We start from the raw sequence: 26573 nt of genomic DNA on the forward strand, positions 1-26573 counted from the left end.
GGCGGGGTGCGTCCCGCCTGAGCGAGGTGGGGGTTGGCCCCGCCGGGCGCGCGCTGGGGCGGGGCGGGGGTGTTCCGCCGCGCGGCCCCGTTCAGCCGGGGCGCCTCGCCGCTGCCGTCGAGCGGCGGCAGCACGCGCCCGCCGATCGCGTCGGCGTCGATCTCAAGATCGGTGAAGCTGCCGACGTAGCCGATGTCCTGGCCGTCGGGTCGCAACTCGCCCGCCGCGGTTCCGGCGCTGAACAGTGAAACCGGATCAGTGTCGTCGGCCGGATCCGTCTGGCCGGACAAGCTCTCCGCCTGCAGCGAAATGCTCCGGGGCAGGGGCCAGGAGAGCTTGGCATTGGCCTGCAGATTGTCCCAGTCGATCCATAGCGGCGCCATCCCCGGCACCGAGGTGCGCAGCGGCCCACGCAACTCGGCGGCAGGCGACAAAGGCCGGATGAGCTCTGCAACGAAGTTGAAGCTGCCTGCCGAGGCGGCAACGTTCCTGGCGTCGTCCTCGTAAGCCAGATTGTCACAGGAGATGGCAAAACTCAGGGGGTAGCCGCTGACGGTGAGGTTGGCGCAGCCGGCCTCGATGCCTTTGTCCTTGAGCGAGGCCACCGCCTTGTCGGCTTCGCTGCTGACGCGACCGGCGACATAGAACCAGACCGCGCTGTAGACGCCGAACAGCATAACGACCAAGGCAGCGAGCCACATCAGCCGGCGGCGAAACTTCGACGGACGCTCGTCACTTGACGTCATGCTGCGGCTTTCATTAACGCGGGCGTGTTGCGGGTGGACTGTGGCTTACGCAACAAGCAAAAAGAACAGAAGAGCACCGATTCCGATGCGGCGGCGTCACTCTCGTGCAATCAGGCTTGGCGATATGGGCGATTTTTGGGTTTTTGGCTACGGCTCGCTGATCTGGCGACCGGGATTCGCCCATGTCGAGACACGGCGCGCGCGGCTTTACGGCTACCGCCGGTCGCTGTGCGTCTATTCCTTCGTGCATCGCGGCACGCGCCAGCGGCCGGGCCTGGTGCTAGGCCTCGACCGTGGCGGCTCCTGCATCGGGCTGGCCTTTCGCGTGCCCGGCGAGCTGCGCGATGAGGTGCTGACCTATCTGCGCGAGCGCGAATTGGTGACCAGCGTCTACCTCGAGCGTGTGCTCGATATCAGCCTCGACGGGAATGGGGCGGCCGCGGGAGAGAGAGTGAAAGCGGTCGCCTATATCGTCGACCGCCAGCATGAGCAGTATGCCGGCGGGCTCGACCCCGCGCATGCGGCAGGTGTTATCCGTGGCGCCGTCGGCCAGTCCGGAAACAACGAGGACTATGTGCTCAACACGCTGCAGCATCTCGCGGCGCTGGGTATCAGCGACCACTGGCTGGAAGAGGTGGCGAAGCGGATCGCCTCGTGAGCCAGTAGACCACGGCGAGCCTGCAGGCGAAGCTCTTGCGCCTTTGTGAAGCGCTGGCCCGCTGGAAAAATTGGCTGAGGCCTTTGACCTCGGCGCGGCGAGACCTAGCTTAGCTGCGGCCCGGAGCATTCGGGTCGCCCGCCGCCAGCCCACGGAGCCCCGTCTTGCAAAAACGCCGTCTCGGTCAAACCGACCTTTCCATCGCGCCGCTGGTCCTGGGCGGCAATGTCTTCGGCTGGACCGCGGACGAGAAGACCTCCTTCGACCTGCTCGACCGGTTCGGCGACGCCGGCCTCAACGCTATCGATACGGCCGATGCCTATTCGCGCTGGGTGCCCGGCCACGCGGGCGGCGAGTCCGAGACCATCATCGGCAAATGGATGAAAAGCCGCGGCAACCGTGACAAGATCATCGTCATCACCAAAGTCGGCTCGGATATGGGACAAGGCAAGAAGGATCTGTCCGCTGCCCATATCGAAAGGGCAGTCGAGGCGTCGCTCAAGCGATTGCAGACCGACGTGATCGACCTTTATCTCTCGCATTGGCCGGACCCGACAACCCCTTATGAGGAGACGCTCGGCGCCTACCAGAAGCTGCTCGCTGCCGGCAAGGTCCGCCATATCGGCGCCTCGAATCTTGACGCCGGCCAGCTGCGCGCCGCGCTCGATGTTGCCAGCCTGCGCGGGCTGCCGCGCTACAGCGTGCTGCAGCCGGAATACAATCTCTACGACCGCTCATCCTTCGACGGGCCGCTGCATGATCTGTGCGTGGCCGAGGATATCGGCGTCATCACCTATTTCAGCCTCGCCAAGGGGTTTTTGAGCGGCAAATACCGTAGCGAGGCCGATCTCGGCAAAAGTGAACGCGGCGGCGGCGTGAAGGCTTATCTCAATGCGCGCGGCATGCGCATTCTGGCCGCACTCGACACTGTGGCGGCGCGCCATTCGGCCAAGCAGGCGGAAGTAGCACTCGCCTGGGTGATGGCGCAGCCCGGCATCACCGCGCCGATCGCCAGCGCCACGACGCTGGACCAGGTCGACAGCCTGGTGCGCGCCGCATCGCTGAAGCTCAGCGCGGAGGATCTCGTGGCGCTGGACAAGGCCAGCGCCTAGCCGCGCAGGTTCGGCACGATCGTTCAAGACGACGGCTGTCCGCCTTGCCACACTGTTCTCCATTATTGTGGAGAAGAGGCAGCATGGCCGCAGACATTCTTTCGCAGGCGCAGCCCTGGCAGCAATTGCTGGCGCTGGTGCTGGCGGCAACCGTCGTCATGGGCAGTCCTGGCCCGGCGACGATCAGCGTCACGGCGATAGGGGCCGCCTTCGGCCTGCGCAATTCGCTTCACTACACATCGGGGATGATTTTGGGCACGGTCGCGGTGCTGCTGGTAGTGGCCACCGGCATCAAGGCTATCCTCACCTCGATGCCGGGCGTAGCGCCAGTGCTGGCGGTCGCTTCCGCCGCCTATATTCTCTACCTCGCCTACAAAATAGCGACAGCGCCGCCGCTGGCCGCGCGTGACAGCAGCGCGGTTCTGCCGACCTTCCTCGGCGGCTTCCTGCTCGCCGTTGCCAACCCGAAAGCCTATGTGGCGATTGCTGCGGTCCTTGCTGGCTCCGCGACCGCAGCCGGCGCCGATGCTCTCGGCATCCCGGCCAGGCTGGCGGTTCTCACCCTGATGATCGTCGCCATCCATGTGCTGTGGCTGCTGGCCGGCGCGGCCTTCGCCCGCACCCTGCGCCAGCCGCTGGCGTCGCGGATCATCAATCTGGCCTTCGCGGCGACGCTGGTGCTGACCACGGCGCTGGCGGCGTGGCCTTGAGCCGGCCCGCAGAAGAGATCAAGCTTTGGTCTTTTTTGTTTTGGCGCAATTCAGGACGGAAAAAACCGCTCACACTTTTCCTGGAATTGCTTTGGCGGCCGCGGCGAGTTCGGCCAGCCGCTTGACCGCCGTCGGCGGCATTTGCGGCGGGTTAGGAGCCTGCGATGCCTCGATCAGCAGCTGGTCGCAGGCGACTTCCGTATCGCCGATCAGCCTGTCCATGAATTCGTCCTTGCCGAGCCCGGGCGGAATCGGCGGCAGGAAGCGGGCCTTGATGGTGCCGGGAAAGCGCAAGAATTTGCGGCGAGGCCAATAGAGGCCGGCGACATGGGCGACCGGTACCACCGGGACGCCAAGCTGCGTATAGAGCTCGACAATGCCGTATTTGTAAGCCGGCTCGTCGCCTGGCGCTCGGCGCGTGCCTTCGGGGTAGATAATCAGCTGGCGCGGATTGCGCCCCATCTCCTGCTTTGTCGATGCAACGACCTGCTTCAACGCCTTGGAGCGGCTGCCGCGGTGAACCGGGATCATCCGCATCTTCAGGATGTACCAGCCGAAGAAGGGGATCCAGGTCAGCTCGCGCTTCAGAATATAAAGCGGATCGTGGAGGAAGGGAAAGAAAGCGATCGCGTCCCAAAACGACTGGTGTTTCGGCGCCAGGATGAAAGAGCCCTCCGGCAGGTTCTCGACGCCGGTGATGTCGCTCCTCGTGCCGGCGATCTTGTCGTAGAGCCACAGGCTGGTGCGCGACCAGAATTTCGGCACGAACCAGGCGCGATGGCGTGGCGAAAGGAAGTAGTAAGGGGTCCAGAGGACCATCTGGACGATCAGATTGACATAGAAGACGAAGTTGAACGCCAGCGAGCGGATATAGAGCATGCGGGGAAGGGCCCGTTGAGGAGGTGTGCGTTGGTTACACCAAGCGCGGGCAAAAAGGAAACGCCGCAATGGCCTGACATAGGCCGGCTCGCCACTGACTCAAAGCCAGTCTCAACTCACCACGTCGCCTGCAATAGCCGCTGCTTCAGCCGCGGAGCGGCGAAATCGAGGAACGCCCTGAGTTTCACCGCCAGCAGGCCTTGGCCGGCATGGACGAGGCTCACCGGCCACGGCTGCGGCTCGAAGGGTCGCAAGACCGGGACGAGCACGCCGGAACGTACTGCGTCCGCGATCTGGTAGGAGAGCACCCGCGTCATCCCGGCGCCTGCAATCGCGGCATCGATTGCAGCTTCCGCCGTGTTGACGCGCAGCCGTGAGTGGATCGGCACGATCAGTTCGCCCTTGTCGCCGGCAAAGCTCCAGCTGGCGAGCGCTGCAGGCCCTTCGAAACTGATGCATTCATGCGCGGCCAGATCGTCCGGCGTCCGCGGCATGCCATGCGCGGCGATATAGGCGGGGCTGGCGCACACGACGCGACGGATCGCGCCGACGCGGATGGCAATGAGGCTCGAAGGCGCAAGCTCGCCGATGCGGATGGCAAGGTCGAGATGTTCCTCCGCCAGTTGGGTTATCCGGTCAGCCAGCGTCAGGCGAATGTTGACTTGAGGATAAGCCGCCAGGAATTCGGTGACGACAGGCAGCACGTGCAGGCGACCAAAGACGACCGGCGCGGTGATGAACAGGTCGCCGGTCGGCGTGCTGTATTCGCCGGCAGCGGTGCGTTCGGCTTCGCCGACCTCGCCGAGGATGCGGCGGCAGGCGGCGAGATAGGCCTGGCCGGCATCGGTCAGCGTGAGCTGCCGGGTCGACCGGTTCAGCAGGCGCGCCTGAAGGTGCTTTTCGAGGTCGGAAACCTTGCGGCTGACCGTTGCCAGTGGAATGCCGAAATGGCGGCCGGCAGCGGAAAGGCTGCCCGCTTCCACCGCGGCGACGAACAGCGACATGGCTTCGAGACGATCCATAGTTTCTTCCGGAAATTGGAAAGATAGCTTGCAACTATGCCATCTACATCCAAAACATGGAAGGACCTACCTCTTCGTACAATGGCCGTGTTTCGGCCTCGCGGAGGCTTCCATGAATGCTCATACTTTCACCAGCGATGTCGCCTTCACGCCGACGGTCAAGGCGATCCAGACCCGCAAAGGTTCGCGCAAGGGCTATGCCAGCGCCGAGGAGCGCGGCGGATGGCGCGCCCATATGACGCCCGACCTCGCCGACTTCATCGCGGCGCAGACCAGCGTCTTCCTGTCGACGGCAAATGGCGAGGGTCAGCCCTATATCCAGCATCGCGGCGGGCCAGCCGGCTTCCTCAAGGTGCTGGACGAGAAGACCATCGGCTTTGCCGATTTCTCCGGGAACAGGCAGTTCATCACGCAGGGGAATCTCGCCGACAACAACCAGGCATTCCTGTTCCTGATCGACTATGCGCATCGCCAGCGCGTCAAGATCTGGGGCACGGCGCGCGTCGTCGAGGACGATGCCGAGCTTCTGGCAAGGCTGATGCCGCAGGACTACAAGGCGCGCCCCGAGCAGGTCATCTTGTTCACCGTCTCGGCCTGGGATGCCAATTGCCCGCAACACATTCCGCAGCGATTCGAGGCCGCCGATGTCGCGGCCGCACTCGCCGAACGCGACAAGCGGATTGAAAGCCTCGAACAGGAGATTGCGCGGCTGCGTGGCGCGGAAGACGGCACGGCCAAGGGGTAATCGAGCGCCGTCAGAGTCGTCTGTCTGGACGCAATTCCCAAGGGAAAGCGTACGTGCTTTTCCCGGGAAAACCGCTACACACTTTTCCTGGAATTCCTTTAGTCCTTGGCGGTCGAAACCTCGGCCAGTGCGACGCTGTCGGCGGTCTGGCGGACCGGGACGACGCCGCGCGCAAGCGCCAGCAGGTATTTGCTGTATTCGGTCAGAAGCACGCGTAGCGCTTCCGGCTTGGTCAGCCAGTCGCCATTGTCCAGATTGGTGTTGACCACCGGATAGGGTTCAAGCCTGGCGCCATGCAGCAGGCGGCCCATCTCGAGCAGGCTGCGCGGCATGTGGTAATTGTTGGTGACGAGGATGACGCTGCCATAGGCGTGGCTCTCCACCCATTTAGCGCTTTCCTCGGCATTGCCGATCGTGTCGAGCGCGGCGCGGTCGATGTCGACACAGCAGGAAAACAGCGCCTTGTCGCCGCCGGTAGCAGCCTGCAATTGGCGGCGGCTGGCAGAGGGATGCACGCCTGAGATCAGCAGCCGCTCGCCCTTGCCGGAGGCAAGCAGATCGAGTGCTGCGTCGAGGCGGGCCTGACCGCCGGTCAAGACGATGATCGCATCGGCCTTGGCCGGGTTGGCCGGGGTCGTCATGTGGCTGACCTTGCTGGCGAACCAGCCGAAGCCACCGGCAAACAGGGCCACCAGCAGCAGTAGACAGAGGGAGGCGAGACGCAGGGCGGTGCGCAAACGGCCCAGCCCGGTGCGCACACGCGAACGCACCACTGGCATCTGTCCAGCCGTTCCGGTCGACTCCCGCGCGTTCATCATCCTATGGTTAATCCTGAAATGCCTTTTTGGTAAGGAAAAAAGCGCACATTGCGTTACGTCGGTTTTCGATCCGTGATCGCCCCTTCCATTCCTGTCCTTGCGCCCGAACTGTTTTCGCTTCTGCCCTCACGGTTCACCCCGCATCCGGCTGGCGGACATCGATGTCGCTGAGATAGGCGACGACGGTTGCGTGCGAGGTCGCCGCCGTCAGTCCGCCGATCACCAGCACCATCAGCCCGACGCCGAGATAGCCTGCCGATCCGATGGCGAAATTGCCGAACAAAGCGGTGGCCTGGTCGGCCTGCGGCGTTGCCATGTTGCGCGACGACCACCAGGAAAAGACGATGAAAACCAGGATCGCGGCTGCGCCGCCGGCGGCCGCGCCCTTCATCCCGGTGACCAGGAAATGCCAGCGGAATTCGCGCGCGATGAAGCGCGCCTCGGCGCCGACGAAATGCAGCACTTCGATGATATGGCCGTTACCCGCCATAGCGCCGCGCGTCGCAAACACTACGGTCAGCACCGTCGCCGACAGCATCAGGACCAGCACGGCGATGCCGATGGTGACCGTGGTGCGGGCCATGGCGACCAGCCGGTCGACCCATGTACGGTGATCGTCGAGCGAAGCACTCGGCAGCTTGGGCGTGAGCGCCGCACGGATGGCGCTAAAGTCGGGCGGACTGGTCTCGTCGATGGTGACGATGATCAGGCGCGGCACCGGCAATTCGTCGATATTCAGGCCCGAGCCCAGCCATGGCTCCAACAGACGCGCGGTGGCGTCGCGATCGATGATCCGGGTTTCCTTCACGCCGGGGAATTCGCCGACGATCTGCGAGGCCTGGGCAAGGGCTGCCTCCATGTCGAGGCCGTCGACCGGCTTGATCTGAATCGTCGCCTCGCGCGAGATCTGGTTTTCCCAGACCGAGGCAGTGTCGCGCACCAGCGTGACGGCGCCGAAAGTCAGGCAGGACAGGAAGGTCATGATGGCGATGACCAGCACCAAGGCGCGGCCGGCAATATTCTGCGCCGGCACGATCGGCGCCATGCGGCGCTGGATGCGCTGCGTCGTCGTCGCGGGCTCGGCGGCGTCTCCATGCAGCTGTTCGGCCGATACTTCAGTCATAAATATCCAGCCTTCCGCCGGCCAGGATCATGCGGCGCGCGTCGACCTGTTCCATCAGGCCGAGATCGTGAGTGGCGATCACCACCGCGGTGCCGAGCCGGTTGAGCTCGATGAACAGCCTGAGCAGCCGGCGTGCCAGTGGTGGGTCGACATTGCCGGTCGGCTCGTCGGCAAGCAGGATTTCGGGCTGTTCGATCAAGGCCCGGGCGATTGCCGCGCGCTGCTTTTCGCCACCCGAAAGGACTGGCGGCAGCACATGCATGCGCTCGCCCAGGCCAACCCATTTCAAAAGTTCGGTGACGTCGGTGCGGTAGCTCGCTTCCTCGCGGCCGCGCACGCGCAGCGGCAGAGCGACATTCTCATAGGTGGTCATGTGGTCGAGCAGGCGGAAATCCTGGAACACCACGCCGATGCGGCGCCTGAGATGCGGCAGTTCAGCGCGCGAGATGCGCGAGCGGTCCTTGCCGAAGATGGTGATCAGCCCGCGTGTCGGCTTCAGCGACATGAACAGAAGGCGCAGCAGCGTCGTCTTGCCGGCGCCGGAGGGCCCGCTCAGGAACTGGAAGGAGCTCTCCGGAATGTGCAGGGAGATGTCGCGGAGGATTTCCGGACCCATGCCATAGCGGAGGCCGACATTTTCGAAGCGGATCACGTGCGACGACCTGAGGGCGGCGGCGTGCCAGCCCTTTCTGTCCGACGACCATCGGCCGCCATGGTTAACCCTCGGTTAATTTTCGCTGTTCTTGAGTGCGTCACAAGGGTTTCCGGTGCGGAGCGTTAACCATTTCCATTTACGCAAAAGAAACGAAGAGGCAACAGCGGGGCCATGATGGCTGAGCAACGAACCGCGCGCCCGGTTTCCGGCGAAATCATGACCGGGACAAGTGTCGCACCGGAATCGCGTCCTGTGGCGACCGACATTGTCGAAGCCGATTATGAGGTGCTGCCGCAGCCGATCCCACGGATAGAAGCCATACTGACGCCGGCGCGCGACATCGCGACGCCGTCGATGGAAGGCATGGAGATGCTGCGCAAATCAGATGCGTCAGCCGGGCGGCCGGCATCGCGTGGCGGGCCGATCTTCTGGATTGCCGGCATCGGTGCGGCGCTTGCCGCCTTCTGGGTCTCGGGTGGCCATGCGCTGGTGCGCCAGACGCCGTTCTGGTCAGTCGAACAGCCGGAGGGCGCCGTACTCAGCATTGCCGGCGTCACGTCGCGTGTCGACGCCTCAGGACCCGCCCCGGTGCTGTTCGTGGATGGCGAGGCCGTCAATGACGGTTTGAAGGCGGGACAATTGCCGCCGCTGGAGATACGTGTCACCGGCAATGACAGCCGCATCACCCGTTATACTCTGGGGACATCCAACCGTTCTCTGGCGCCCGGCGAAAGATTCGGCTTTTCCAGCCGCCTCGATGTGCCTAGAAACGGCGTCAAGGCCGTGGCGGTCACCTTCGCCGGCTAGTCGGTTCTCTGGAAAGGTTGTTGATGCCAGTTGTGCGCGGCAAGGACATCGAGGTCCTGTTTTCGGCGTCCGCGATCGCGCGGCGCAATCTCGAACTCGCCAAGGAGATCGCCGAGCACGACTATCACGACCTGCTGGTGATTTCGGTGCTGAAGGGCTCGTTCATCTTCGCCGCCGATTTGATCCGCGCCATGCACGATGTCGGGCTGTCGCCCGAGGTCGAGTTCATCTTCATTTCCAGCTATGGCGCCGGCACCACCAGCGGCGAGGTGAGGGTGCTGCGCGACATCGACAATGAGGTCGCCGGCCGCGACGTGCTGCTGATCGACGATATCCTGGAGTCGGGCAAGACGCTCTCCTTCACCCGCAACCTGATGCTGTCGCGCGGCGCCAAAAGCTGCGCCATCGCGGTGCTGTTGGACAAGCGCATGCGCCGCCAGACCGAGCTGAACGCCGACTATGTCGGCTTCGACTGTCCCGATTACTTCGTCGTCGGCTACGGCATGGACGTCGCTCACGCTTTTCGCGAACTGCCGTTTGTCGGTGTCGTCAAAGGCGATGCCTGAGAAAAGGCCCCCGACGCTTCAAATTTTCAGAAAAAGTCAACTTTTGCCCGCCAAATTCCGGCCCATGGCAAAGCTTCTGATCGTCGAGGACGATGAGTCCGTCCGCACCCTCGCCGCCCGCGCGCTCGAACGCGCCGGGCACTCGATCGATATCGCCGCCGACGGCGCGCAGGGGCTGGCGATGGTCAGTGCTGCAGGCGGCGGTTACGACCTCGTCGTCTCCGATATCCGCATGCCGGAAATGGACGGCATCGAGATGGCGATCGCCGCAGCCAGGCTTTTCCCTGACATGAAGATCCTGCTGATGACCGGCTATGCCGACCAGCGCGAGCGCGCCGAGGAATTGAACGGCGTCATTATCGACGTCGTGCAAAAGCCTTTCACGCTGGCTGAAATCCGCTCGCGGGTCGACCAGGCGCTCGCCTGCTTCGCCTGACACGCTTCAGGCGACATCCTGAGACGCGGCGAGGACAGGCGCAGCGCTCCGGCGCCGTTCGGTGTTGAGCGCCAGCAGACCGGCGCCGATGATCAGCGCCGCACCGATGGCAGTGGTCGAGCGCGGCACCTCGTCGAAGAACAGGAAGCCCCACAGCGGCGACCAGATGATGCCGGTGTATTCGAAGGTGGCGACGCGGTTGGCGGGCGCCAGCCTGTAGGCCTGCGACAGCAGAATCATGCCGGCCGAAGCGACGAAGCCGCAGGCCGCCATCTTGAGGAAATCCGGGGTCGTCGGCCAGACCCACGGCCGCACCAGGAATTCGAGGCTGGGGTGGACAGCATGGGTTATGCCGGCAAGCCAGAATGTGCCGGCAACCGCAGCGGCGCCGACCAGATAGGCGCCGTTCTGGTAGAAGGCCATGACGGTGGAGGATTCGGTGTCGCCGATCTTGCGCGCCATCAGCTGTGAAAAGCCGTAGAGCAAAGCCGAGCCCAACGAAAGCAGCGCCGCCCAGTCGAACAGGCCGGCGCCCGGGCGCAGCATCACGACCACGCCCAGCATGCCGGTCAGCACGGTGGCGAGAGCCTGCCAGGAGACGCGCTCGCCGAGATAGGGCCCGGCCATCGCCATGATGAACAGCGGCGCCATGAAATAGAGCGCCACCGCGTCGGCGAGCGGCAAGGCAGCGATGGCCAGATAGTAAACCGTATAGGAGGAGAACTGGATGAAGGCGCGTATCGTCAGCAGGCCGAACCGCTTCGAGGCGATGGCCCGCAGGCCGACGTCGGCGCGAACGAGAAAGATCAGGATCGGCAAAGCGACGATCGAGCGGATCCACATCACCTCGGTCACGGGATAGCCGGCCGACACCGCCTTGACCAGCGGGTCCTGGAGCGAGAACACCAGCACGCCAAGGCAGAGGCTGATGATGCCGAGAACGATCCGGTTGCGCATGTTGTTCTGCCGGCCCTTGCCTTAACTGCCCGCAGCCGCCCGGCCATGGGGTAAAAAGAACCCGCCACCGTTTCGGGCAGCGGGTATGAGTGAGGACTCTTTGATTGGTCCGCAGCCGATTTCGCGGCGGCATATCCAATGGGCGAGCGGACTATGCTGCGGCGTTTGACATGTTGCAAACGAATTGGAATGATACCAGCGATCAAATTTGCTTATGACGGATTCGATGCGGCCACCCCTCGACAGCGATCTCCTGCGCACCTTCGTCGCCATTGCCGAAGCGGGCAATTTCACCCGGGCGGCGGAGCAGGCCGGGCGCACCCAGTCGGCGGTGTCGATGCAGATGAAGAAGCTCGAGGAGCTGGTCGGCGACAGCCTGTTCGAACGCGGCTCGCGCGGCGTGGCGCTGACGCGCCGTGGCGGCGAGCTGATCGTCAATGCCCGCCGCATCGTCTCTCTGCTCGACGAGACGGCGGCATCGATGGCGGCGGCACCGCTTGGCGGGCCTGTGCGCATCGGCATTCCCGAGGAATATGGTCACGCCATCCTGTCGCGCGCGCTCGGCGCCTTCTCGAAGCGTCACACCAAGGTCGAGGTCACCGTGCGCTATGCACATTCGGGCGCCCAGCTGGCAGCGTTGGCGGCCGGTGAACTCGACCTCGCCGTGGTGTTCGAATGGCAGGATCCTTCCGGCGGCGAGGTGCTGATGCACGATCCGACCGTGTGGGTGACATCGAGCCTGCATCACATGCATGAGGAGCGGCCGGTGCCGATCGCGCTCTACAACCGGGCCGGCTGGTGCAAGGACTTTGCCATCAAATCGCTGGAGCAGCGTGGGCTGGCCTACCGTGTCGCCTATACCAGCGACACCACCGGCGGCCTGAAGCTCGCCGTCACCTCTGGCCTGGCGATCGCGCCGATCTCGCACAGCAATATTCCGGATGGCTGTCGTGAACTCACCGCCGCTGACGGGTTCGGCCATATCGATTCCTCGAATGTGGTGATGCACCGTAGCCCAAATGCCTCAGGCGAAGCTATCGACGGCATGCAGGAGGCGATCCGCGAGGCGTTCGTCAACCGGCCGGCTTAGTCTGTTGCATCCTCGTAGAAATGCAGCCGATTGCCGAAGGGGTCGCCGACCGACACTTCACGGGTCTGCCACGACGTGGTTTCGAGGCCCGTCCGGGCGTAGCGGTATCTCTTGCCCATCAGTTCGCGGTGCAATGCCGCGATGTCCTCGACCTTGATGCGCATGGCTATACCCGGCGCGCCGTCGCCATGATGTTCGCTCAGATGCAGGACACAGCCGTCGCGGATTACACCCATATAGAGCGGCGCATTGTCGTCGAAGCGGTGCTCGAACTCGACCTTGAAGCCGAGAAAGTCGACATAGAATTCGCGTGCCTTGGCGATGTCGAAGATGCGCAGGATGGGCGTGACGGCACCGAGTTTCGGCATGGCGCTGATACCATTCAGTTCGACGGATGTTGCCTTGGAGGCTACTTCAGCTCCAGCAGCCGCTCGAGGTAGCTGCGCTCGATGTCGGGGCTGAGCGCGTTGCCGAGCCGCTTGCGAATCGCCTCGAGAATCTGGCGGGCGCGCTGCACGTCGATCTCGTCGGGCACCTTCACCGAATCGCCGAAATCGGGTCCGCGGCTGGCGCGCGGTCGGCCCAGCGGATCGCGGCCGGCGTCCTGTTGGCGGCCGCCTTCCTGGCTGCCGCCCTGGTCGCCTTGCATCGCCTGCAGCTGCTTCATCATCTCCTTGGCGCCCTTGCGCAGCGCTTCCAGCGCGCGACCCTGGTGGCCGACTGCCTGGTCGCCTTCGCCTTCGCCAAGCGACTTTTCGGCATTGCCCATGGATTTGCCAGCGTCGCCAAACCCCTCATTGGGCTGCATGCCCATGCCTTCCAGGCCCTTCTTCAGCTTGTCGAGTTCGCTCTGCAACTGGCCCTGGCCTTCCTGCAGCTGCTTCATCGCATCGGCGAATTCCTGCGGTGTCATCGACTTCGGCCGGGCGAGAGGATCGCGATCCTTGCCGACGCCCGGTTGGTCCGGATCGTCGCCATTGCCTTCGCCGGGCTGCTGATTATCTCCGCGCTGCATCTGGTCCATGCGGTAGGTGTCGTTCATCATCTCCTGCTGGCGGCGCATGATCTCGCCCAGCTTGTCCATCTGCTGGCGCATCTCGCTGTCCTGCTCGCCGCCCTGCTGCTGACGGCCGGCCTGCAGGTTGTTCATCATGTTTTCCAGCTGCGACAGCAGCTCCTGCGCCTTGTCGCGGTCGCCCGACTTCGCCAGGTTCTCGATCTGGTCCATCATGCGGTCGATATCACTCTGACGCAGCTCGCGACCATTCTGCTGCATCTGCGGCGCGTTCGGGTTCTGCTTGGCGCGCTCGGCGAATTCCTGCAGGAATTCGTTCATCGCCTCGCGCAGTTCCTTCATCGCCTTTTCGATCTCTTCGTCGCTGGCGCCGCGCTTGATGGCGTCCTGCAGCGCCTGCTGGGCCTGGCGGAGCCGCTTTTCGGCGGACGAGAGATTGCCTTCCTCGATGCCGAGCGCGATTTCCCAGAGATAGGCAACCTCGTTGCGCAACTGATCGTCGCTGTCCGACATCTTCAGCCGGCTGCGGGCGCTCATGATGGCGAGGTAATGCGACATGTTGTCGAACGTGTCCTCGGGCCGCAGCGTGATGGCGTCCATCAGGTCGAGCACGCGCGGCTTGGCATTGGTGTCGAGCGCCAGCAGGCGGCGCTGCTCGACCACCGCCCGCGCCAGCGGGTTGGCGAAGGGCCGCTCCGGCATCACAATAGTCTTGGTTTCGCTGGTCGCGGTGTGTCCGGCATCGTCGGTGGCGACAAGCGACAGCTTGATGCTGGCGCCGGCCCAGACGTGCTCGGTGAGGTCCTTGGTGGTCTTGGCGGCGTTCGCCTTGCCGCCGCGGCGCGGCAGCGCCAGCGGCAGGTCAGGCGGACCGTAGAGCGGATGCGCATCGGGCGCCGCCGGATCGGCCAGCGCGAAAACCGCCTTGGCGGTGGCCGCGCCATAGTCGTCGTCGATCTGGTAGTTGAGCTCGAAGGCGCCGTTGACGGCGCGCTTGGGCTCGCCGACGAAGCGGATCGTCGGCGGCTTGTCGGGGATCACCGCGAATGCCCAGCGACCGAGATCGGCTTCGCCCGACTTCAGCGTCAGCGTGCCGTCGGCGGTCAGCTTGCCGGTGAACTGGCGCAGCTTGGGGGTCGCGGGGTTGACCGCCGCTGCCTTGACGGCCGCCACCTGTGGTCCCGACGGGTCGATGGCGCGAGCATTGCCGCCCTTGTCGGCAAAGCTTAGCGTTTCCTCGCCGGAGCCGCCGGTCACGCGCAGCGAGACGTCGCTGCCTTGCGGCACGGTGAAGGTGGCAACCGCCTGCTTGGCGTTGCCATCGATGACTGGCGCGGTCAAGAAGATGGGCGGCTTGCCGGTATAGGCCGGCGGGGTCACCCAGGCATCGATGCGCGGCGGTACGATGTCGCGCGCCGCATGGGCACTGAAACCATCGGACAGCCTGCCGCCGGACGGTCCGAAGGAGAAGGCAAAAGCGGTGACCAACAGCAGCGCCGCCACGGCACGCAATGCCCACGGATCGCGCTCCGGCACGCGGGTACGCGGCAGGTCGGCGCCAAGGCTGCCGAGCTTGTCGGCCATGCGCTTTTGGTGCTCGCGCCACAACGCCTGGGAAAAGATGCTTTCCTTGCCGCTGGGACGGTCGGTCTGCACCAGCACCGGGCTGTGCTGCAACTGGTTGGCGGCCTCGATACGGCGGTCGATTTCAGCGGCGGATGGAAGCTTGAAGAAACGAAGCGGATAGAGCGCCGCCAGCGTGGAAATACCGAACGCCGTGACCAGGATAATGCGCGCAATGTCAGGCAGCCGGGGGAAAAGGCCGAGCCAGGAGAGGCTGAGAAACAGGCTGGCGATGATGAGCAGCGGCAGAAGCAGCGGCCAGCCGCGCTCGACCGTCATCGAGACCCGTGTCGCCAGCCGGCTCAGGGCAAGCCGCCCGGCCAGGCTGCGATCGCCACTGGAAATGGGGCGTTCCGTCATCGGCCCTCCTGCCCGGGCGGGATGGCCCGGACTCAACAAGCAGAAGTTTACCAGCAAACACGGCAAAGGCGAGGCGGTTCCGGAAAACTTGAAAAGCTTTGACGGGTTTGCGTCCCACTTCAGTCGAAGCAAGGTTTAGAATTTCGCCGGATCGGTGTTCGAGCCGCAGACAAGGACGGCGATCCGCTCGCCCGGCGCCGGCGTGTAGCGGCCGGACAGCAGCGCTGCGAAGGCCGCTGCGCCACCCGGCTCGGCGATGATCCGCACCCGCTCCCACAGCGCCTTTTGCGCGGCGATGATGGCATCGTCGGTGACCAGGATGGAGCGTTCGACGAAGGCCTCGGCGATCGGGAACATCATCTCGCCGACGCGTTTGGGCGCCAGCGAATCGGCGGCGACGCCTTCGGCCGGCGCATCGACGGGGTGGCCGGCTTCGAAGGCGCGATGCAGCGTCGGCGCGCCTTCGGGCTCGATGGCGATGATCCTGATGCGGCCGGCAAACCAGGCGGCGATGCCGCCGATCAGGCCGCCGCCGACAGCGACCAGCAGCGTGTCGATGTCGGGCAGATCGTTTTCGATTTCGAGGCCGAGCGTGCCTTGGCCGACCAATGTTTCCTCCTGGTTGAAGGCATGGATCTGCAGCGCGCCGGTCTTTTCGGCAAAAGCCTCGCTGGCGGCCAGCGCCTCGGCATAGCGGGCGCCGCCGACCATCAGTTCGGCGCCGTAGCCGCGGATGCGCTGCAGCTTGGCCGGTGGGCTGACTTCGGGAACGAAGATCGTCGCCTTGTGGCCAAGCCGCATGGCGGCATAGGCGACCGCGGCGCCATGATTGCCGCCCGAAGCCGCAACCACGCCGGCCGCAGGCACCGGCCGTTCGAGCAGATTGGTGAAGGCGCCGCGCGCTTTGAACGAACCGGAATGCTGCAGGCATTCGAGCTTGAGGTCGACCGCCAGCGGCGGCCGGTCGAAATCGGCCATGTCGACGCGCAGCACCGGCGTGTGCCTGATATAGCGGCGGATGCGCGGTTCCATCGCGGCAATGCGTTCGCGCGTGACGGTGTTGCCGTTCGTCATGACCATCTCCTTGGGATTGACAGCAATTAGTAACTTGGCAAAATGGCTAAATGCAAGAGGTTGATGTCTTCAAGGCGATCGCCAATGAACGCAGGCTGCAGATCCTCGACTGGCTGAAGGATCCGCAGGCGCATTTCCCGGCCCAGGCAGACGGCGATCTGGTCGAGGACGGCGTTTGCGCGCTGCTGATCGCGGAGAAGCTCGGCATTACTCAGGCGACGCTCTCCGAACATATGCGCGTGCTTACCCAGGCGGGCCTGCTGCGCCCCAAGCGCATCAAGCAATGGACGTTCTACCGCCGCGACGAGGACAGGATCGCCGACACAAGGATGCTCATCCAAAACCGGCTGTAGCGCAGCCGCCGTGGCGGCTCCTATGCAAGCCAGTCGGGCACCGAATCCAGGCCGATCAGCTCGTCATAGGTCTGGCGCCGGCGTACGACATGGAAACGGTCGCCGTCGACCAGAACCTCAGGCACAAGTAGGCGGGTGTTGTAGGTGCCGGATTGCACCGCGCCATAGGCGCCGGCGGTGGTGACGGCAATTAGGTCGCCAGACTTGAGCCGGGGCAGGTCACGGTCGAGGCCGAGATAGTCGCCTGTCTCGCAGACCGGGCCGACGACGTCGACCGCCATGCGCGGCGTGTCGGCCGGCGGCTGCACCACCGGCTTGATGTCGTGGAAGGCATCGTAGAGCGTCGGCCGGATCAGATCGTTCATGGCGGCGTCGACGACGAGGAAGTTCTTGGCGTCGCCTTCCTTCACGAAGATCACTTCCGAGACCATGATGCCGGCATTGCCGACGATCAGCCGGCCCGGCTCGAACATCACCTTCACTCCAAGCTTTGTCAGATGCTTCCTGACGATCTCGGCATAGGCATCGGGCAAAGGCGGCGGGCTGTTGTCGGTGCGGTAGGGGATGCCGAGGCCGCCGCCGAGATCGACATGCTCGACGGCGTGGCCATCGGCGCGCAGCGCGCCGACCAGTTCCGCCAGAAGCGCGAAAGCATCGTCAAAGGGCTGCAACTCGGTGATCTGGCTGCCGATATGGGTATCGATGCCGAGGGGCTTGGTGCCCGGCAGCCCGGCCGCGCGGGCATAGACCTGGCGCGCCCGTTGCCAGGGAATGCCGAACTTGTTCTCGGCCTTGCCGGTGGAGATCTTCCTGTGCGTCCTGGCGTCGACATCCGGGTTGATGCGCAGCGACACCGGCGCCACCTTGCCGAGCGCGGTGGCGCGGGCCGACAGTAATTCAAGCTCCGGCTCGGATTCGACATTGAAGCAGAGAATGCCGGCCTCGAGCGCGAAATCCATCTCGCGCGCGGTCTTGCCGACACCGGAAAACACGATCTTGTTGGCCGGGATTCCGGCGGCGAGCGCGCGGCGCATTTCGCCTTCCGAGACGGTATCGGCGCCGGCGCCGAGCTTTGCCAGCGTCCGCAGCACCGCCTGGTTGGAATTCGCCTTCAAGGCGTAACAGACCAGCGTGTCGAGCCCGGCAAAGGCCCCGGCGAACACCCGGTAGTGTCTGGTCAAGGTTGCCGTCGAATAACAATAGAACGGCGTGCCGACGCTTGCGGCGATGTCTGGTATCGCCACGTCCTCGGCATGGAGCACGCCGTCGCGGTAATCGAAATGGTTCACGAGAGTGTTTCCGGAAGTTGGAGCACGAGACCTGGTTAGCACGAGACCTGGTCAGAAAGAGCAAGCCGGTCTCATCGGCCCTAGATCAGCGGGTCGAGGATGAATTTCTTGTCCACGACCGGTTTTTCCGGCTCCGGCGGCACCGGCTGTTTGGCGCGCTCGGCGTCCTTGCGGGCCTGGACGGCCGCTTCATAGGGCGTGTCGAGACCAGCCTTACGGCCGCAAGCGGTCACGGCAGCCATCGCCGTCAGCAGCGTCAGCGTCACCAAAATCCTGCTTGCGGTCATCGATCCATCCGTCCGAAACTTTATGTGCTGCGCTTTTAACCGAGTTTTAGGCGCATTGCACCCCGGCATCATGCCTTGGCGATGCGCTTTTTCCAGCTGCGGATCTGCTTCCTGACCTCCGACGGCGCCGTGCCGCCGAAACTGGTGCGGCTCTTCACCGAATTCTGCACCGCCAGAACCGAGAAGATGTCTGCCGTGATGCCGGGGTTGATCGACTGCAGATCCTCCAGCGACATCTTTTCAAGGCTCACCTTCTTCTCTTCGGCCAACGCCACTGCGCCGCCGGTGACATGGTGTGCCTCACGGAAGGGCAGGCCCAGCGTTCGCACCAGCCAGTCGGCGAGGTCGGTCGCGGTCGCGTGGCCCGAGCTGGCGGCCTTCTTCATGGCGGCGGCATTGACCGTCATGTCGCGCACCATGCCGGTCATCGCCGCCAGCATCAGATCGAGCGTCTCGGCGGCGTCGAAGACCGATTCCTTGTCTTCCTGCATGTCCTTGCCATAGGTCAGCGGCATGCCCTTCATCACCGTCAGCAGCCCGACGAGATGGCCGGTGACGCGGCCGGTCTTGCCGCGCACCAGTTCGGCGGCGTCCGGGTTCTTCTTCTGCGGCATGATTGAGGAGCCGGTGGAGAAACTGTCCGACAGTCTGACAAAGCCGAATTGCGGCGTCGACCAGATGATGATTTCTTCGGCGAGCCGCGACAGATGCGTGGCGGAGATCGCCACCAGGCTCAAAAACTCCAGCGCGAAATCGCGGTCGGAGACGCTGTCCAACGAATTGCGCATCGGCTCGCGGAAGCCGAGCGCCTTGGCGGTCTTGTGGCGATCGATCGGAAAACTGGTGCCGGCAAGCGCTGCCGCGCCGAGCGGGCTTTCATCCATCCGCTCGATGGCGTCGCGGACGCGCGACAGGTCGCGCGAAAACATCTCGACATAGGCCATGCAATGGTGGCCGAAGGTCACCGGCTGAGCCGCCTGCATGTGGGTGAAGCCGGGCATCACGGTCGCCGCATGCTCCTCGGCGCGATCGAGCAAGGCTGAGATCAGCCCCTTCAGCGCCTCGGCGACGCGAAAGCACTCGTCCTTGACCCAGAGCCGGAGATCCACCGCCACCTGGTCGTTGCGTGACCGCGCCGTGTGCAGGCGGCCGGCGGCCGGGCCGATCAGATCGGCAAGGCGGGCCTCGATGTTCATGTGAATGTCTTCCAGCCGGGTCGAGAACTCGAACGTGCCGGCCTCGATCTCTTTCAGGATCGTGTTCAGCCCGTGAGCGATTTTTTCTTGATCGGCCGCCGAAATAATGCCCGTTTCAGCCAACATCTCGCTGTGGGCGACCGAACCTCTTATGTCTTGGGCATAGAGTTTGCGGTCGAACGAAATCGATGCGTTGATCGCTTCCATGATCGCGGCCGGACCCGAGGCAAAACGTCCGCCCCACATCTGGTTGCTGGCCTTCTTGTCGCTCATCGCTATAACCCGTGCTCCGGAGCAGTCTTAGAAAAATGGCAGACGGTAACAGATACTTCCCGGCCCCGCGCCTGATCCTCGCCGCTTTGGTGGCGGGCGTGCTGGCCGGCGCGGTCGCGGTATATGTCAGCGAGAGCGGGTCTGGCAACAACGCAGCCACCGGCAGCGCACCTGCGGCCGGCGCGGGCAACAGCAAGGACGATGTCGCCTGCGCCGCCAAGAGCGACCGCGCCAAAAAGGTTGCCGCCGCAGCCACCGGCCAGGTGGCGGCATTGCTGCCCGCCGATCCGCCGCAATCGCTGAAAAGCCTCGCCTTCAACGGCCCAGACGGCAAGCCGATGACGATCGCCGATCATGTCGGCAAGACCGTGCTGCTCAACTTGTGGGCGACGTGGTGCGCGCCCTGCCGCGCCGAAATGCCGGCGCTCGATACGCTGCAGAAGGAAAAGGGCAGCGATGCCTTCGAAGTGGTCGCGGTCAATGTCGATGCCGGCGACGATGTGAAGCCGAAGAAGTTCCTAGCCGATATCGGCATCGGGTCGCTCGGCTACTACCGCGATTCGACGCTGGCGCTGTTCAACGACGTCAAGACGCGTGGCTTGGCGCTAGGCCTCCCCGTCACCATGCTGATCGACGGCGAAGGCTGCCTGATCGCGCATATGAACGGACCGGCCGAATGGTCGGGACCGGATGCCAAGCGCTTGGTCGAGGCCGCACTCGCCCCTTAGGATGAGCGCAGGGCCGCCGCCGGCGGCAGCATCAAGATGCTGCCGCCGCGTTGTTTGACGCTGGCGTCGTCGTGTGCCGCCGGCGCCGCGACGCCGGTCAGTTCGCTGAACGCCTCGATCGGGCTCGGCCGGCCTAGATAGTAGCCCTGGCCAATCTCGCAGGCCTCGGCGTCGAGGAATTTCAGCTCGCCCAGCGTCTCGACGCCCTCGGCCAGAACCGGCAGGCCGAGACCGCGGCCAAGCCCCAGAACGGCGCGCACGATGGCTGCCACCTGGCCGTTGCTGTCGACTGATTTGATGAATGAGCCGTCGATCTTGATCTTGTCGAAGGGGAAGGCGCGGAGATTGGACAGCGAGGAGTAGCCGGTGCCGAAATCGTCCATCGCCACACGCACGCCAAGCGCCTTCACCTGGCGCAAGGTCGCCAGCGCGCGCGGCATGTCCTTGACCAGCGCCGTTTCGGTGATCTCGAGTTCGAGCCTGCCGGGCGTCAGGCCGGAGCCGAGCAGGACTTCATGCACCTTGCGGCTGAAATTCGGATTGTGGAGCTGCACCGCCGAGACATTGACCGCGACGGTGAGAGGGTTCTTCCAGCGCGCAGCCTCGGCGCAGGCCGTCGCCAGCACCCATTCGCCGATCTGGATGATGACGCCGCTGTCTTCGGCCACCGGGATGAAGGTCGCCGGCGACACGTCGCCGCGCTGCGGATGGCGCCAGCGGATCAGCGCTTCGAACCCGACCATCCGCCCGCTGCTGATCTCCTTTTGTGGCTGGTAGACGAGGCGAAACTCATCGCGCGCCATGGCCTGGCGCAGTTCGTGCTCCATCACGCGCCGGTCTCGCGCCTCGGCGCCCATCGAGGCCTCGAAGTAACGGTAGGTGTCCTTGCCCTCGGCCTTGGCGCGGTAGAGCGCGGTGTCGGCGTGGCTGACCAGGAGTGTCGGCTCATCGGCGTCGAGCGGATAAAGTGCAATGCCGATGCTGGCCGACACCAGCCCGCCACCGACCGACAGCCGGTTTTCCTCGCGCATGGCCGCCAGCACCGCCTCGGCGATGCGGCCGGCCGCCTGCGGATCGGGAAGGTTCGGAGCGATGATGGCGAACTCGTCGCCGCCGAGACGCGCCAGCATCTGTCCGTGGCGGAGCACGGCGGAGCCGCATAGCGCCACCTTCTGCAGCATGGCATCGCCGGCGCCATGCCCGAACAGGTCGTTCACTTCCTTGAAGCGGTCGAGGTCGAGCAGCAGCAGCGCAAGATGCCCACCCTTGCCGCCGCGGTCCATTGCGGCAATTTCGGCCTCGAGCCGGCCGGAGAAACTGCGGCGGTTGGGGAGCCCGGTCAGCGGGTCGAAATGGGCGAGGCGCAGGATCTCCTGCTCGGCCTTCCTGCGTTCGCGGATGTCGCGCACGGCGACCACGCTGTGCCGCTTGCCGCAATAGTCGATGCTTCTGGCGATAAGTTCGACGGGGATGGTGGCGCCGTCATGGGCTCTGAGTTCGGCTTCCTGTGCCTGTCCGCTGCAGTCGGACATGCCGGCCGCGGTGCGTTCGCCGAAGAGGTCGCCAAGCAGCATCGCGTTCAGCACTTCCGGCGCAATGCCGGTGAGTGCCGCGATGCTGTCATTGGCGCTGACGATGCGGGCGCCGTCGCAGACGATCAGCCCCTCGACGGCGGCGTTGGCGAGGCCGTGCATGCGCTCGGCCTCGAGCTTGTGACGCCGGAAGCGAAGGTCGATCCACAATGCTGCGGCTGAAAGCACCAGGATAGCCATGCTGACTGCAGCGGCGGCGAAGGCCTGCGACACCGGTTCGACCGTGAACTGCGATATCTCGATGGAGGAGTCCGGGAAGATCGACACCGCGCCCATGGCGATGAAGTGCAGGCTGCAGATCGCCAGCGTCAACAGGATGGCGGCGGCGATTGTGGCCTGCATGGACGGCCGTCGCAACACGACCAGCAGCGCCAGCGCGGCGAGGGTGACGCCTGTCAGCACCGAGACGCCGACCAGCAGCGGGTTCCAGACGATGCGCCCTTCGACCTCGAAGGCGGCCATGCCGATATAGTGCATGGCGGCGATACCAGCGCCGAGGACCGCGCCGCCGACCAGAGGGTAGTCGATGCCCCGGCGCAAGGTGGCGATCCACATGCCCGCAGCGGTCAGGGCGACGGAACCGGCGAGCGAAAGCGCCGACATTTCCGTATTGTAGGCGTTGGGGATTCCGGGAGAAAAGGCAAGCATTGCGATGAAATGCGTCGCCCAGATACCGAAGCCGGTGGAAGTGGCTGCTATCATCAGCCAGGTATAGCGGTTGCGCTCGCTCGAGCGGTCGACATGGCGAAGCAGGTTGACCGCCGAGAAGGAAGAAATACCGCAAATGAGCGCTGCCAGTGCGACCAGTCTCAGATCGTGCTCATGCACGATACAATTATAGACCGTCAGCATCTCGCCCCACCTGCTCTCCCACAGCAATCAAGCCGTCCACTTGAATAGTATGCCACGCTTGACGAAGAATCGGTTATGCGAACTACAACTACAGCGGGTTTTTCGGGTTGTACGTTGCGGCGATCCTGTCTCATTCCAGACGCACGGTTACAGCAGCGCCTGGCGCGATGCCGCTCGGCCGATCTCGATCTGGCCGAGCGCCGGTTTGGCGGCCGCACGGTGCAGGTGCGTGGCGCTGTCACGCGGGCCCTTCACGCATCGCTGGGCGGTCGGCGATCCTTGCAGGCCCACCATGCCCCATTCTATCGCTGAGCCGGCTTGGCATTTCTCTCTGTCCTCGTTGCAAGGCGAGGGGGCGCGAAGTTAGCCGGGTATGAAATTCACGAAACAGCAACAAATCCGTTGTCCGATTGTCATCAGCGACACATATTGCGTTCGCGGGAGCGCCCCTTTCGCCAATGACAAACGGGAGATGAAACATGAAGTTGTTCGGCTTTGCGGCCGGTGTTGCCGCCACCTTGACCCTGCTTTCCACCACCTCCGCCTTCACCGCCACCCAGATCAGTTGGTGGCATGCAATGACCGGCGCCAATGCCGAGGTGGTCGACAAGATCGCCAAGGATTTCAATGCCAGCCAGAGCGACTATGAAATTCTCCCTGTTTTCAAGGGCACCTATCCCGAAACGCTGAATGCCGGCATCGCTGCCTTTCGTGCGGGGCAAGCGCCCGACATCATCCAGGTGTTCGACGTGGGTACCGGCGTCATGATGGCCGCCGAAGGTGCGATCAAGCCGGTGGCCGATGTGCTGACCAGCGCCGGCGTGACCTTCGACAAGAGCCAGTATTTGCCCGGCATCGTCGGCTACTATTCGAAGCCGGACGGGACCATGCTGTCCTTCCCCTATAATTCCTCGTCGCCCATCCTCTACTACAACAAGGATATCTTCCAGAAGGCCGGGCTTGATGTGAACAATCCGCCAAAGACCTGGAACGAGGTGTGGGAAGCCGCCAAGAAGATCAAGGCGAGCGGCGCCGCTTCCTGCGGCTATACCTCGACCTGGTTGACCTGGATCCACCTTGAGGCCTTCGCTGCCTGGAATGACGTTTCCTATGGCACCAACCAGAACGGACTTGCCGGAACCGACGTCGAGCTCAAGATCAATGCGCCGATCTTCGTCAATCATTTCCAGGCGCTCGCCGACCTGGCCAAGGACGGCACCTTCAAATATGGCGGCCGTACATCCGAAGCCAAGCAGATCTTTCTTGCCGGAGAATGCGGCATCTTCACCGAATCGTCGGGGGGTCTCGGTGACATCGTCAAGTCGGGCATGAACTACGGCATCGGCCAGCTTCCCTATGATAGTGACGCCAAGGGCGCGCCCCAGAACACCACGCCGGGCGGCGCCAGCCTGTGGGTGTTCGGCAACAAATCGGACGAGGAATACAAGGGCGTCGCGGCGTTCTTCTCCTACCTGTCCAAGACCGAAGTGCAGGAGTATCTGCATCAGAAGTCGGGTTATCTGCCGGTGACGCTCGCTGCCTATGAGGCGACCAAGAAGTCCGGCTTCTATGACAAGAACCCGGGCCGTGAGACGCCGATCCTGCAGATGCTGGGCAAGGCGCCGACCGAGAACTCGAAGGGCGTGCGCCTCGTCAACCTGCCGCAGGTGCGCGACATCGAGAATGAGGAGTTCGAGAAGATGCTGGCCGGCCAGCAGACTGCGCAGCAGGCGCTCGACAACGCGGTCGCACGCGGCAACAAGGCGATTCAAGAAGCGATCGGAAACTGAAGCGATTGTCAGTTGAACCTCGTCCACGCGGACCCGCGTGGACGATTTCCTGAATAGTGAGGGAATCACCCTGTCTCCACGCGTCGTCTTTCCCAACAAGACCCTGCCTTACCTGCTGGTGGCGCCGCAACTCGCCATTACGCTGATCTTTTTCTACTGGCCGACCGGGCAGGCGCTCTACCAGTCGATGCTCAGGGAAGATCCGTTCGGGCTGAAGAGCAAGTTCGTCGGGCTCGCCAATTTTCGCAAGGTGCTGGCCGACCCGGCCTACCTCAACTCGATCAAAGTTACGCTGGTGTTCTCTCTGGCGACCGCGATCGTCGCCATGGGTGTGGCCCTGTTGCTTGCCGTCATGGCCGAGAAGGTGGTGCGCGGCAAAGGCCTCTATCGCACGCTGCTGATCTGGCCGTATGCGGTGGCGCCGGCGATTGCCGGCATGTTGTGGCTGTTTCTGTTCAACCCCTCGATCGGTTCGCTGGCCTACGCCTTGAGAGGTCTCGGCATCGCCTGGGATCCCTTGCTTAACGGCAACCAAGCCATGATCCTGCTGGTGTCTGCGGCTGCCTGGAAGCAGATCAGCTACAATTTCCTGTTCTTCGTCGCCGGGCTGCAGGCAGTGCCGAAGACGTTGATAGAGGCGGCGGCCATGGACGGCGCCGGGGAGACGAAGCGCTTCTGGACCATCGTTTTCCCGCTGCTCGCGCCGACGACCTTCTTCCTGCTGGTCGTCAACACGGTCTATGCGCTGTTCGACACTTTCGGTATCGTCCATGCGGTCACCGGCGGCGGGCCGGGCAAGGCCACCGAGACGCTGGTCTACAAGGTCTACAATGACGGTTCGTCAATTTGATCCTCGGCGATTCGGCCGCGCAGTCGGTCATCCTGATGGTCATCGTCATCTCACTCACGGCCATCCAGTTCCGCTATGTGGAACGCAAAGTCCACTACGGTTGAGCGCGAGCGATGATTGGTCAGTCCCCGCTTCGCGCCCTCATCGCCCACGCCGTGCTCATCCTGGGCATCCTGATCGTCGCTTTCCCGATCTACTACACCTTCGTTGCCTCCACGCAGACGCTGCAGACCATCCTCAAGCCGCCATTGCCTCTTTTGCCCGGCGACCAGGTCTGGAACAATTACAGCGAGGCGCTGTTCGGCGGTGTCGGCCGCATCGGCGGCGTCAGTGTCGGCCGATTGCTGCTCAACACCACGATCATGGCGCTCGGCATCGCGGTGGGGAAGATTTTCATCTCGATCCTTTCGGCCTATGCGATCGTGTTCTTCCGTTTTCCGCTTCGGATGGTCTTCTTCTGGCTGATCTTCATCACGCTGATGCTTCCCGTCGAGGTGCGCATCCTGCCGACCTACAAGGTGATGGTCGATCTCGGCATGATCGACACCTATGCCGGCCTGATCATTCCGCTGATCGCCTCGGCCACCGCCACGCTTCTGTTTCGCCAGTTCTTCATGACCATTCCAGGTGAGTTGGTGGAAGCGGCGCGTGTCGACGGCGCCGGACCATGGCGCTTCTTTTTCGACATCCTGTTGCCGCTGTCGCGCACCAACATCGCGGCGCTGTTCGTCATCCTCTTCATTTATGGCTGGACGCAGTATCTGTGGCCGCTGCTCGTCACCAACAGCAACGACATGAACACCATCGTCATCGCCCTTAGAAAGATGGTTTCCTTCGCCGATGCCGATACGCAATGGCATCTGGTCATGGTCACCGCGATGCTGGCCATCCTGCCGCCGATCCTGATCGTGGTGCTGATGCAACGCTGGTTCGTGCGCGGACTTGTCGATTCCGAAAAGTGAGAAGC

The 26573-nt window shown here is 63.9% G+C and carries 26 protein-coding genes and 1 pseudogene; 13 read left to right on the forward strand and 14 right to left on the reverse strand.

The window, feature by feature from the left end; genetic code table 11:
• On the reverse strand, positions 1 to 746 hold a 746-nt coding region (locus NKI88_RS27925), incomplete at its 3' end, for a DUF2125 domain-containing protein (protein WP_352658671.1).
• A 124-nt stretch (positions 747 to 870) separates the two neighbouring features.
• Here NKI88_RS27925 and NKI88_RS27930 point away from each other — a divergent pair.
• From NKI88_RS27930 to NKI88_RS27940, 3 genes are all read left to right on the forward strand, one after another.
• Positions 871 to 1404: a gamma-glutamylcyclotransferase gene (locus NKI88_RS27930; protein WP_023673305.1), complete on the forward strand. Its 534-nt coding sequence runs from the start codon at positions 871 to 873 to the stop codon at positions 1402 to 1404.
• 164 nt (positions 1405 to 1568) lie between these two features.
• Positions 1569 to 2516, forward strand: coding sequence for an aldo/keto reductase (locus tag NKI88_RS27935; protein ID WP_023673306.1), 948 nt, complete (start codon positions 1569 to 1571; stop codon positions 2514 to 2516).
• Between the two features lie 83 nt (positions 2517 to 2599).
• On the forward strand, positions 2600 to 3226 hold the full coding sequence (locus tag NKI88_RS27940; protein ID WP_352658673.1) for a LysE family translocator: 627 nt from the start codon (positions 2600 to 2602) through the stop codon (positions 3224 to 3226).
• Between the two features lie 69 nt (positions 3227 to 3295).
• Here the strand turns inward: NKI88_RS27940 and NKI88_RS27945 are convergent, their stop codons facing one another.
• Both NKI88_RS27945 and NKI88_RS27950 read right to left on the reverse strand, forming a co-directional pair.
• Complete coding sequence (locus NKI88_RS27945) at positions 3296 to 4105, reverse strand: lysophospholipid acyltransferase family protein (RefSeq protein ID WP_023742891.1); 810 nt, start codon at positions 4103 to 4105, stop codon at positions 3296 to 3298.
• Positions 4106 to 4221: 116 nt separating this feature from the next.
• Positions 4222 to 5127 carry a LysR family transcriptional regulator gene (locus tag NKI88_RS27950; protein ID WP_023685345.1) on the reverse strand — a complete coding sequence of 302 codons (906 nt, stop codon included), beginning with the start codon at positions 5125 to 5127 and terminating at the stop codon, positions 4222 to 4224.
• Between the two features lie 112 nt (positions 5128 to 5239).
• Here NKI88_RS27950 and NKI88_RS27955 point away from each other — a divergent pair, with 112 nt between their 5' ends.
• Entirely contained in the window at positions 5240 to 5872 is a 633-nt protein-coding gene (locus NKI88_RS27955) for a pyridoxamine 5'-phosphate oxidase family protein (protein ID WP_023673310.1), read from the forward strand.
• 98 nt (positions 5873 to 5970) lie between these two features.
• Here the strand turns inward: NKI88_RS27955 and NKI88_RS27960 are convergent, their stop codons facing one another.
• The 3 genes from NKI88_RS27960 to ftsE all read right to left on the reverse strand — a co-directional run bounded on the left by NKI88_RS27960 (position 5971) and on the right by ftsE (position 8465).
• Complete coding sequence (locus tag NKI88_RS27960; protein ID WP_502902043.1) at positions 5971 to 6690, reverse strand: YdcF family protein; 720 nt, start codon at positions 6688 to 6690, stop codon at positions 5971 to 5973.
• Between the two features lie 133 nt (positions 6691 to 6823).
• On the reverse strand, positions 6824 to 7813 hold the full coding sequence (locus tag NKI88_RS27965; RefSeq protein ID WP_352658676.1) for a cell division protein FtsX: 990 nt from the start codon (positions 7811 to 7813) through the stop codon (positions 6824 to 6826).
• Positions 7806 to 8465 carry a cell division ATP-binding protein FtsE gene (gene ftsE / locus NKI88_RS27970; RefSeq protein ID WP_023685344.1) on the reverse strand — a complete coding sequence of 220 codons (660 nt, stop codon included), beginning with the start codon at positions 8463 to 8465 and terminating at the stop codon, positions 7806 to 7808. Before ftsE ends, NKI88_RS27965 begins: the two co-directional genes overlap by 8 nt.
• 174 nt (positions 8466 to 8639) lie before the next feature.
• Between ftsE and NKI88_RS27975 the strand changes: the two genes are divergently transcribed.
• From NKI88_RS27975 to NKI88_RS27985, 3 genes are all read left to right on the forward strand, one after another.
• On the forward strand, positions 8640 to 9275 hold the full coding sequence (locus NKI88_RS27975; RefSeq protein ID WP_352658678.1) for a hypothetical protein: 636 nt from the start codon (positions 8640 to 8642) through the stop codon (positions 9273 to 9275).
• Positions 9276 to 9298: 23 nt separating this feature from the next.
• Positions 9299 to 9841, forward strand: coding sequence for a hypoxanthine phosphoribosyltransferase (gene hpt, locus NKI88_RS27980; protein WP_023673315.1), 543 nt, complete (start codon positions 9299 to 9301; stop codon positions 9839 to 9841).
• A gap of 64 nt (positions 9842 to 9905) precedes the next feature.
• The gene (locus NKI88_RS27985; RefSeq protein ID WP_023694030.1) at positions 9906 to 10277 is read left to right on the forward strand and encodes a response regulator; all 372 of its coding nucleotides are present in this window, start codon (positions 9906 to 9908) and stop codon (positions 10275 to 10277) included.
• A gap of 6 nt (positions 10278 to 10283) precedes the next feature.
• Here the strand turns inward: NKI88_RS27985 and NKI88_RS27990 are convergent, their stop codons facing one another.
• On the reverse strand, positions 10284 to 11234 hold the full coding sequence (locus NKI88_RS27990; protein WP_023804532.1) for a DMT family transporter: 951 nt from the start codon (positions 11232 to 11234) through the stop codon (positions 10284 to 10286).
• A 226-nt stretch (positions 11235 to 11460) separates the two neighbouring features.
• On the opposite strand from NKI88_RS27990, the gene NKI88_RS27995 reads away from it, so the two are divergent.
• Complete coding sequence (locus NKI88_RS27995) at positions 11461 to 12324, forward strand: LysR family transcriptional regulator (protein WP_023698713.1); 864 nt, start codon at positions 11461 to 11463, stop codon at positions 12322 to 12324.
• On the opposite strand, the gene NKI88_RS28000 is transcribed toward NKI88_RS27995, so the two are convergent.
• From NKI88_RS28000 to NKI88_RS28010, 3 genes are all read right to left on the reverse strand, one after another.
• Positions 12321 to 12692 (reverse strand): glyoxalase superfamily protein, encoded by a 372-nt coding sequence (locus tag NKI88_RS28000; RefSeq protein WP_352658680.1) that lies wholly within the window; start codon positions 12690 to 12692, stop codon positions 12321 to 12323. The two genes, NKI88_RS27995 and NKI88_RS28000, sit on opposite strands and share 4 nt — an antisense overlap.
• Positions 12693 to 12733: 41 nt before the next feature.
• Positions 12734 to 15322 carry a TIGR02302 family protein gene (locus tag NKI88_RS28005; protein ID WP_352658682.1) on the reverse strand — a complete coding sequence of 863 codons (2589 nt, stop codon included), beginning with the start codon at positions 15320 to 15322 and terminating at the stop codon, positions 12734 to 12736.
• Positions 15323 to 15457: 135 nt separating this feature from the next.
• Positions 15458 to 16396 carry a threonine/serine dehydratase gene (locus NKI88_RS28010; protein WP_352658684.1) on the reverse strand — a complete coding sequence of 313 codons (939 nt, stop codon included), beginning with the start codon at positions 16394 to 16396 and terminating at the stop codon, positions 15458 to 15460.
• 50 nt (positions 16397 to 16446) lie between these two features.
• Between NKI88_RS28010 and NKI88_RS28015 the strand changes: the two genes are divergently transcribed.
• Positions 16447 to 16749, forward strand: coding sequence for an ArsR/SmtB family transcription factor (locus NKI88_RS28015; RefSeq protein ID WP_023694025.1), 303 nt, complete (start codon positions 16447 to 16449; stop codon positions 16747 to 16749).
• 20 nt (positions 16750 to 16769) lie between these two features.
• Here the strand turns inward: NKI88_RS28015 and lysA are convergent, their stop codons facing one another.
• The 3 genes from lysA to argH form a co-directional block, all read right to left on the reverse strand.
• Positions 16770 to 18038: a diaminopimelate decarboxylase gene (gene lysA / locus NKI88_RS28020; protein ID WP_023686702.1), complete on the reverse strand. Its 1269-nt coding sequence runs from the start codon at positions 18036 to 18038 to the stop codon at positions 16770 to 16772.
• A gap of 80 nt (positions 18039 to 18118) precedes the next feature.
• A complete protein-coding gene (locus NKI88_RS28025) occupies positions 18119 to 18325 on the reverse strand; it encodes a hypothetical protein (RefSeq protein ID WP_023673325.1) in 207 nt (68 codons plus the stop codon).
• 68 nt (positions 18326 to 18393) lie between these two features.
• Entirely contained in the window at positions 18394 to 19794 is a 1401-nt protein-coding gene (gene argH / locus NKI88_RS28030) for an argininosuccinate lyase (RefSeq protein WP_352658687.1), read from the reverse strand.
• Positions 19795 to 19829: 35 nt separating this feature from the next.
• Between argH and tlpA the strand changes: the two genes are divergently transcribed.
• Positions 19830 to 20522 carry a thiol:disulfide interchange protein TlpA gene (gene tlpA, locus NKI88_RS28035; protein WP_023694022.1) on the forward strand — a complete coding sequence of 231 codons (693 nt, stop codon included), beginning with the start codon at positions 19830 to 19832 and terminating at the stop codon, positions 20520 to 20522.
• On the opposite strand, the gene NKI88_RS28040 is transcribed toward tlpA, so the two are convergent.
• The gene (locus NKI88_RS28040; RefSeq protein WP_352658689.1) at positions 20519 to 22966 is read right to left on the reverse strand and encodes a bifunctional diguanylate cyclase/phosphodiesterase; all 2448 of its coding nucleotides are present in this window, start codon (positions 22964 to 22966) and stop codon (positions 20519 to 20521) included. The genes tlpA and NKI88_RS28040 overlap by 4 nt on opposite strands.
• A gap of 479 nt (positions 22967 to 23445) precedes the next feature.
• Here NKI88_RS28040 and ugpB point away from each other — a divergent pair, with 479 nt between their 5' ends.
• From ugpB to ugpE, 3 genes and pseudogenes are all read left to right on the forward strand, one after another.
• Positions 23446 to 24756, forward strand: coding sequence for a sn-glycerol-3-phosphate ABC transporter substrate-binding protein UgpB (gene ugpB / locus NKI88_RS28045; protein WP_023726977.1), 1311 nt, complete (start codon positions 23446 to 23448; stop codon positions 24754 to 24756).
• A gap of 70 nt (positions 24757 to 24826) precedes the next feature.
• Positions 24827 to 25710, forward strand: a pseudogene (gene ugpA, locus NKI88_RS28050) (sn-glycerol-3-phosphate ABC transporter permease UgpA).
• Between the two features lie 9 nt (positions 25711 to 25719).
• The gene (gene ugpE / locus NKI88_RS28055) at positions 25720 to 26568 is read left to right on the forward strand and encodes a sn-glycerol-3-phosphate ABC transporter permease UgpE (RefSeq protein WP_023698704.1); all 849 of its coding nucleotides are present in this window, start codon (positions 25720 to 25722) and stop codon (positions 26566 to 26568) included.
• Positions 26569 to 26573 lie beyond the last annotated feature (5 nt).

It is taken from the genome of Mesorhizobium sp. M0317 (assembly GCF_040321555.1).
Classification (GTDB): Bacteria; Pseudomonadota; Alphaproteobacteria; order Rhizobiales; family Rhizobiaceae; genus Mesorhizobium.

Bases quoted from the DNA above. Each gene is read 5' to 3' on its own strand.
- NKI88_RS28040 (WP_352658689.1), bottom strand. From the start codon at position 22,966: ATGCTGACGGTCTATAATTGTATCGTGCATGAGCACGATCTGAGACTG.
- NKI88_RS28010 (WP_352658684.1), bottom strand. From the start codon at position 16,396: ATGACGAACGGCAACACCGTCACGCGCGAACGCATTGCCGCGATGGAA.
- NKI88_RS27930 (WP_023673305.1), top strand. From the start codon at position 871: ATGGGCGATTTTTGGGTTTTTGGCTACGGCTCGCTGATCTGGCGACCG.
- NKI88_RS27965 (WP_352658676.1), bottom strand. From the start codon at position 7,813: ATGACTGAAGTATCGGCCGAACAGCTGCATGGAGACGCCGCCGAGCCC.
- ugpB (WP_023726977.1), top strand. From the start codon at position 23,446: ATGAAGTTGTTCGGCTTTGCGGCCGGTGTTGCCGCCACCTTGACCCTG.
- NKI88_RS27940 (WP_352658673.1), top strand. From the start codon at position 2,600: ATGGCCGCAGACATTCTTTCGCAGGCGCAGCCCTGGCAGCAATTGCTG.
- tlpA (WP_023694022.1), top strand. From the start codon at position 19,830: ATGGCAGACGGTAACAGATACTTCCCGGCCCCGCGCCTGATCCTCGCC.
- NKI88_RS27950 (WP_023685345.1), bottom strand. From the start codon at position 5,127: ATGGATCGTCTCGAAGCCATGTCGCTGTTCGTCGCCGCGGTGGAAGCG.
- NKI88_RS28015 (WP_023694025.1), top strand. From the start codon at position 16,447: ATGCAAGAGGTTGATGTCTTCAAGGCGATCGCCAATGAACGCAGGCTG.
- argH (WP_352658687.1), bottom strand. From the start codon at position 19,794: ATGAGCGACAAGAAGGCCAGCAACCAGATGTGGGGCGGACGTTTTGCC.
- NKI88_RS27975 (WP_352658678.1), top strand. From the start codon at position 8,640: ATGATGGCTGAGCAACGAACCGCGCGCCCGGTTTCCGGCGAAATCATG.
- NKI88_RS28005 (WP_352658682.1), bottom strand. From the start codon at position 15,322: ATGACGGAACGCCCCATTTCCAGTGGCGATCGCAGCCTGGCCGGGCGG.
- NKI88_RS27945 (WP_023742891.1), bottom strand. From the start codon at position 4,105: ATGCTCTATATCCGCTCGCTGGCGTTCAACTTCGTCTTCTATGTCAAT.
- NKI88_RS28000 (WP_352658680.1), bottom strand. From the start codon at position 12,692: ATGCCGAAACTCGGTGCCGTCACGCCCATCCTGCGCATCTTCGACATC.
- NKI88_RS27995 (WP_023698713.1), top strand. From the start codon at position 11,461: ATGCGGCCACCCCTCGACAGCGATCTCCTGCGCACCTTCGTCGCCATT.
- NKI88_RS27985 (WP_023694030.1), top strand. From the start codon at position 9,906: ATGGCAAAGCTTCTGATCGTCGAGGACGATGAGTCCGTCCGCACCCTC.
- NKI88_RS27990 (WP_023804532.1), bottom strand. From the start codon at position 11,234: ATGCGCAACCGGATCGTTCTCGGCATCATCAGCCTCTGCCTTGGCGTG.
- ugpE (WP_023698704.1), top strand. From the start codon at position 25,720: ATGATTGGTCAGTCCCCGCTTCGCGCCCTCATCGCCCACGCCGTGCTC.
- NKI88_RS27960 (WP_502902043.1), bottom strand. From the start codon at position 6,690: ATGATGAACGCGCGGGAGTCGACCGGAACGGCTGGACAGATGCCAGTG.
- NKI88_RS27955 (WP_023673310.1), top strand. From the start codon at position 5,240: ATGAATGCTCATACTTTCACCAGCGATGTCGCCTTCACGCCGACGGTC.
- hpt (WP_023673315.1), top strand. From the start codon at position 9,299: ATGCCAGTTGTGCGCGGCAAGGACATCGAGGTCCTGTTTTCGGCGTCC.
- NKI88_RS28025 (WP_023673325.1), bottom strand. From the start codon at position 18,325: ATGACCGCAAGCAGGATTTTGGTGACGCTGACGCTGCTGACGGCGATG.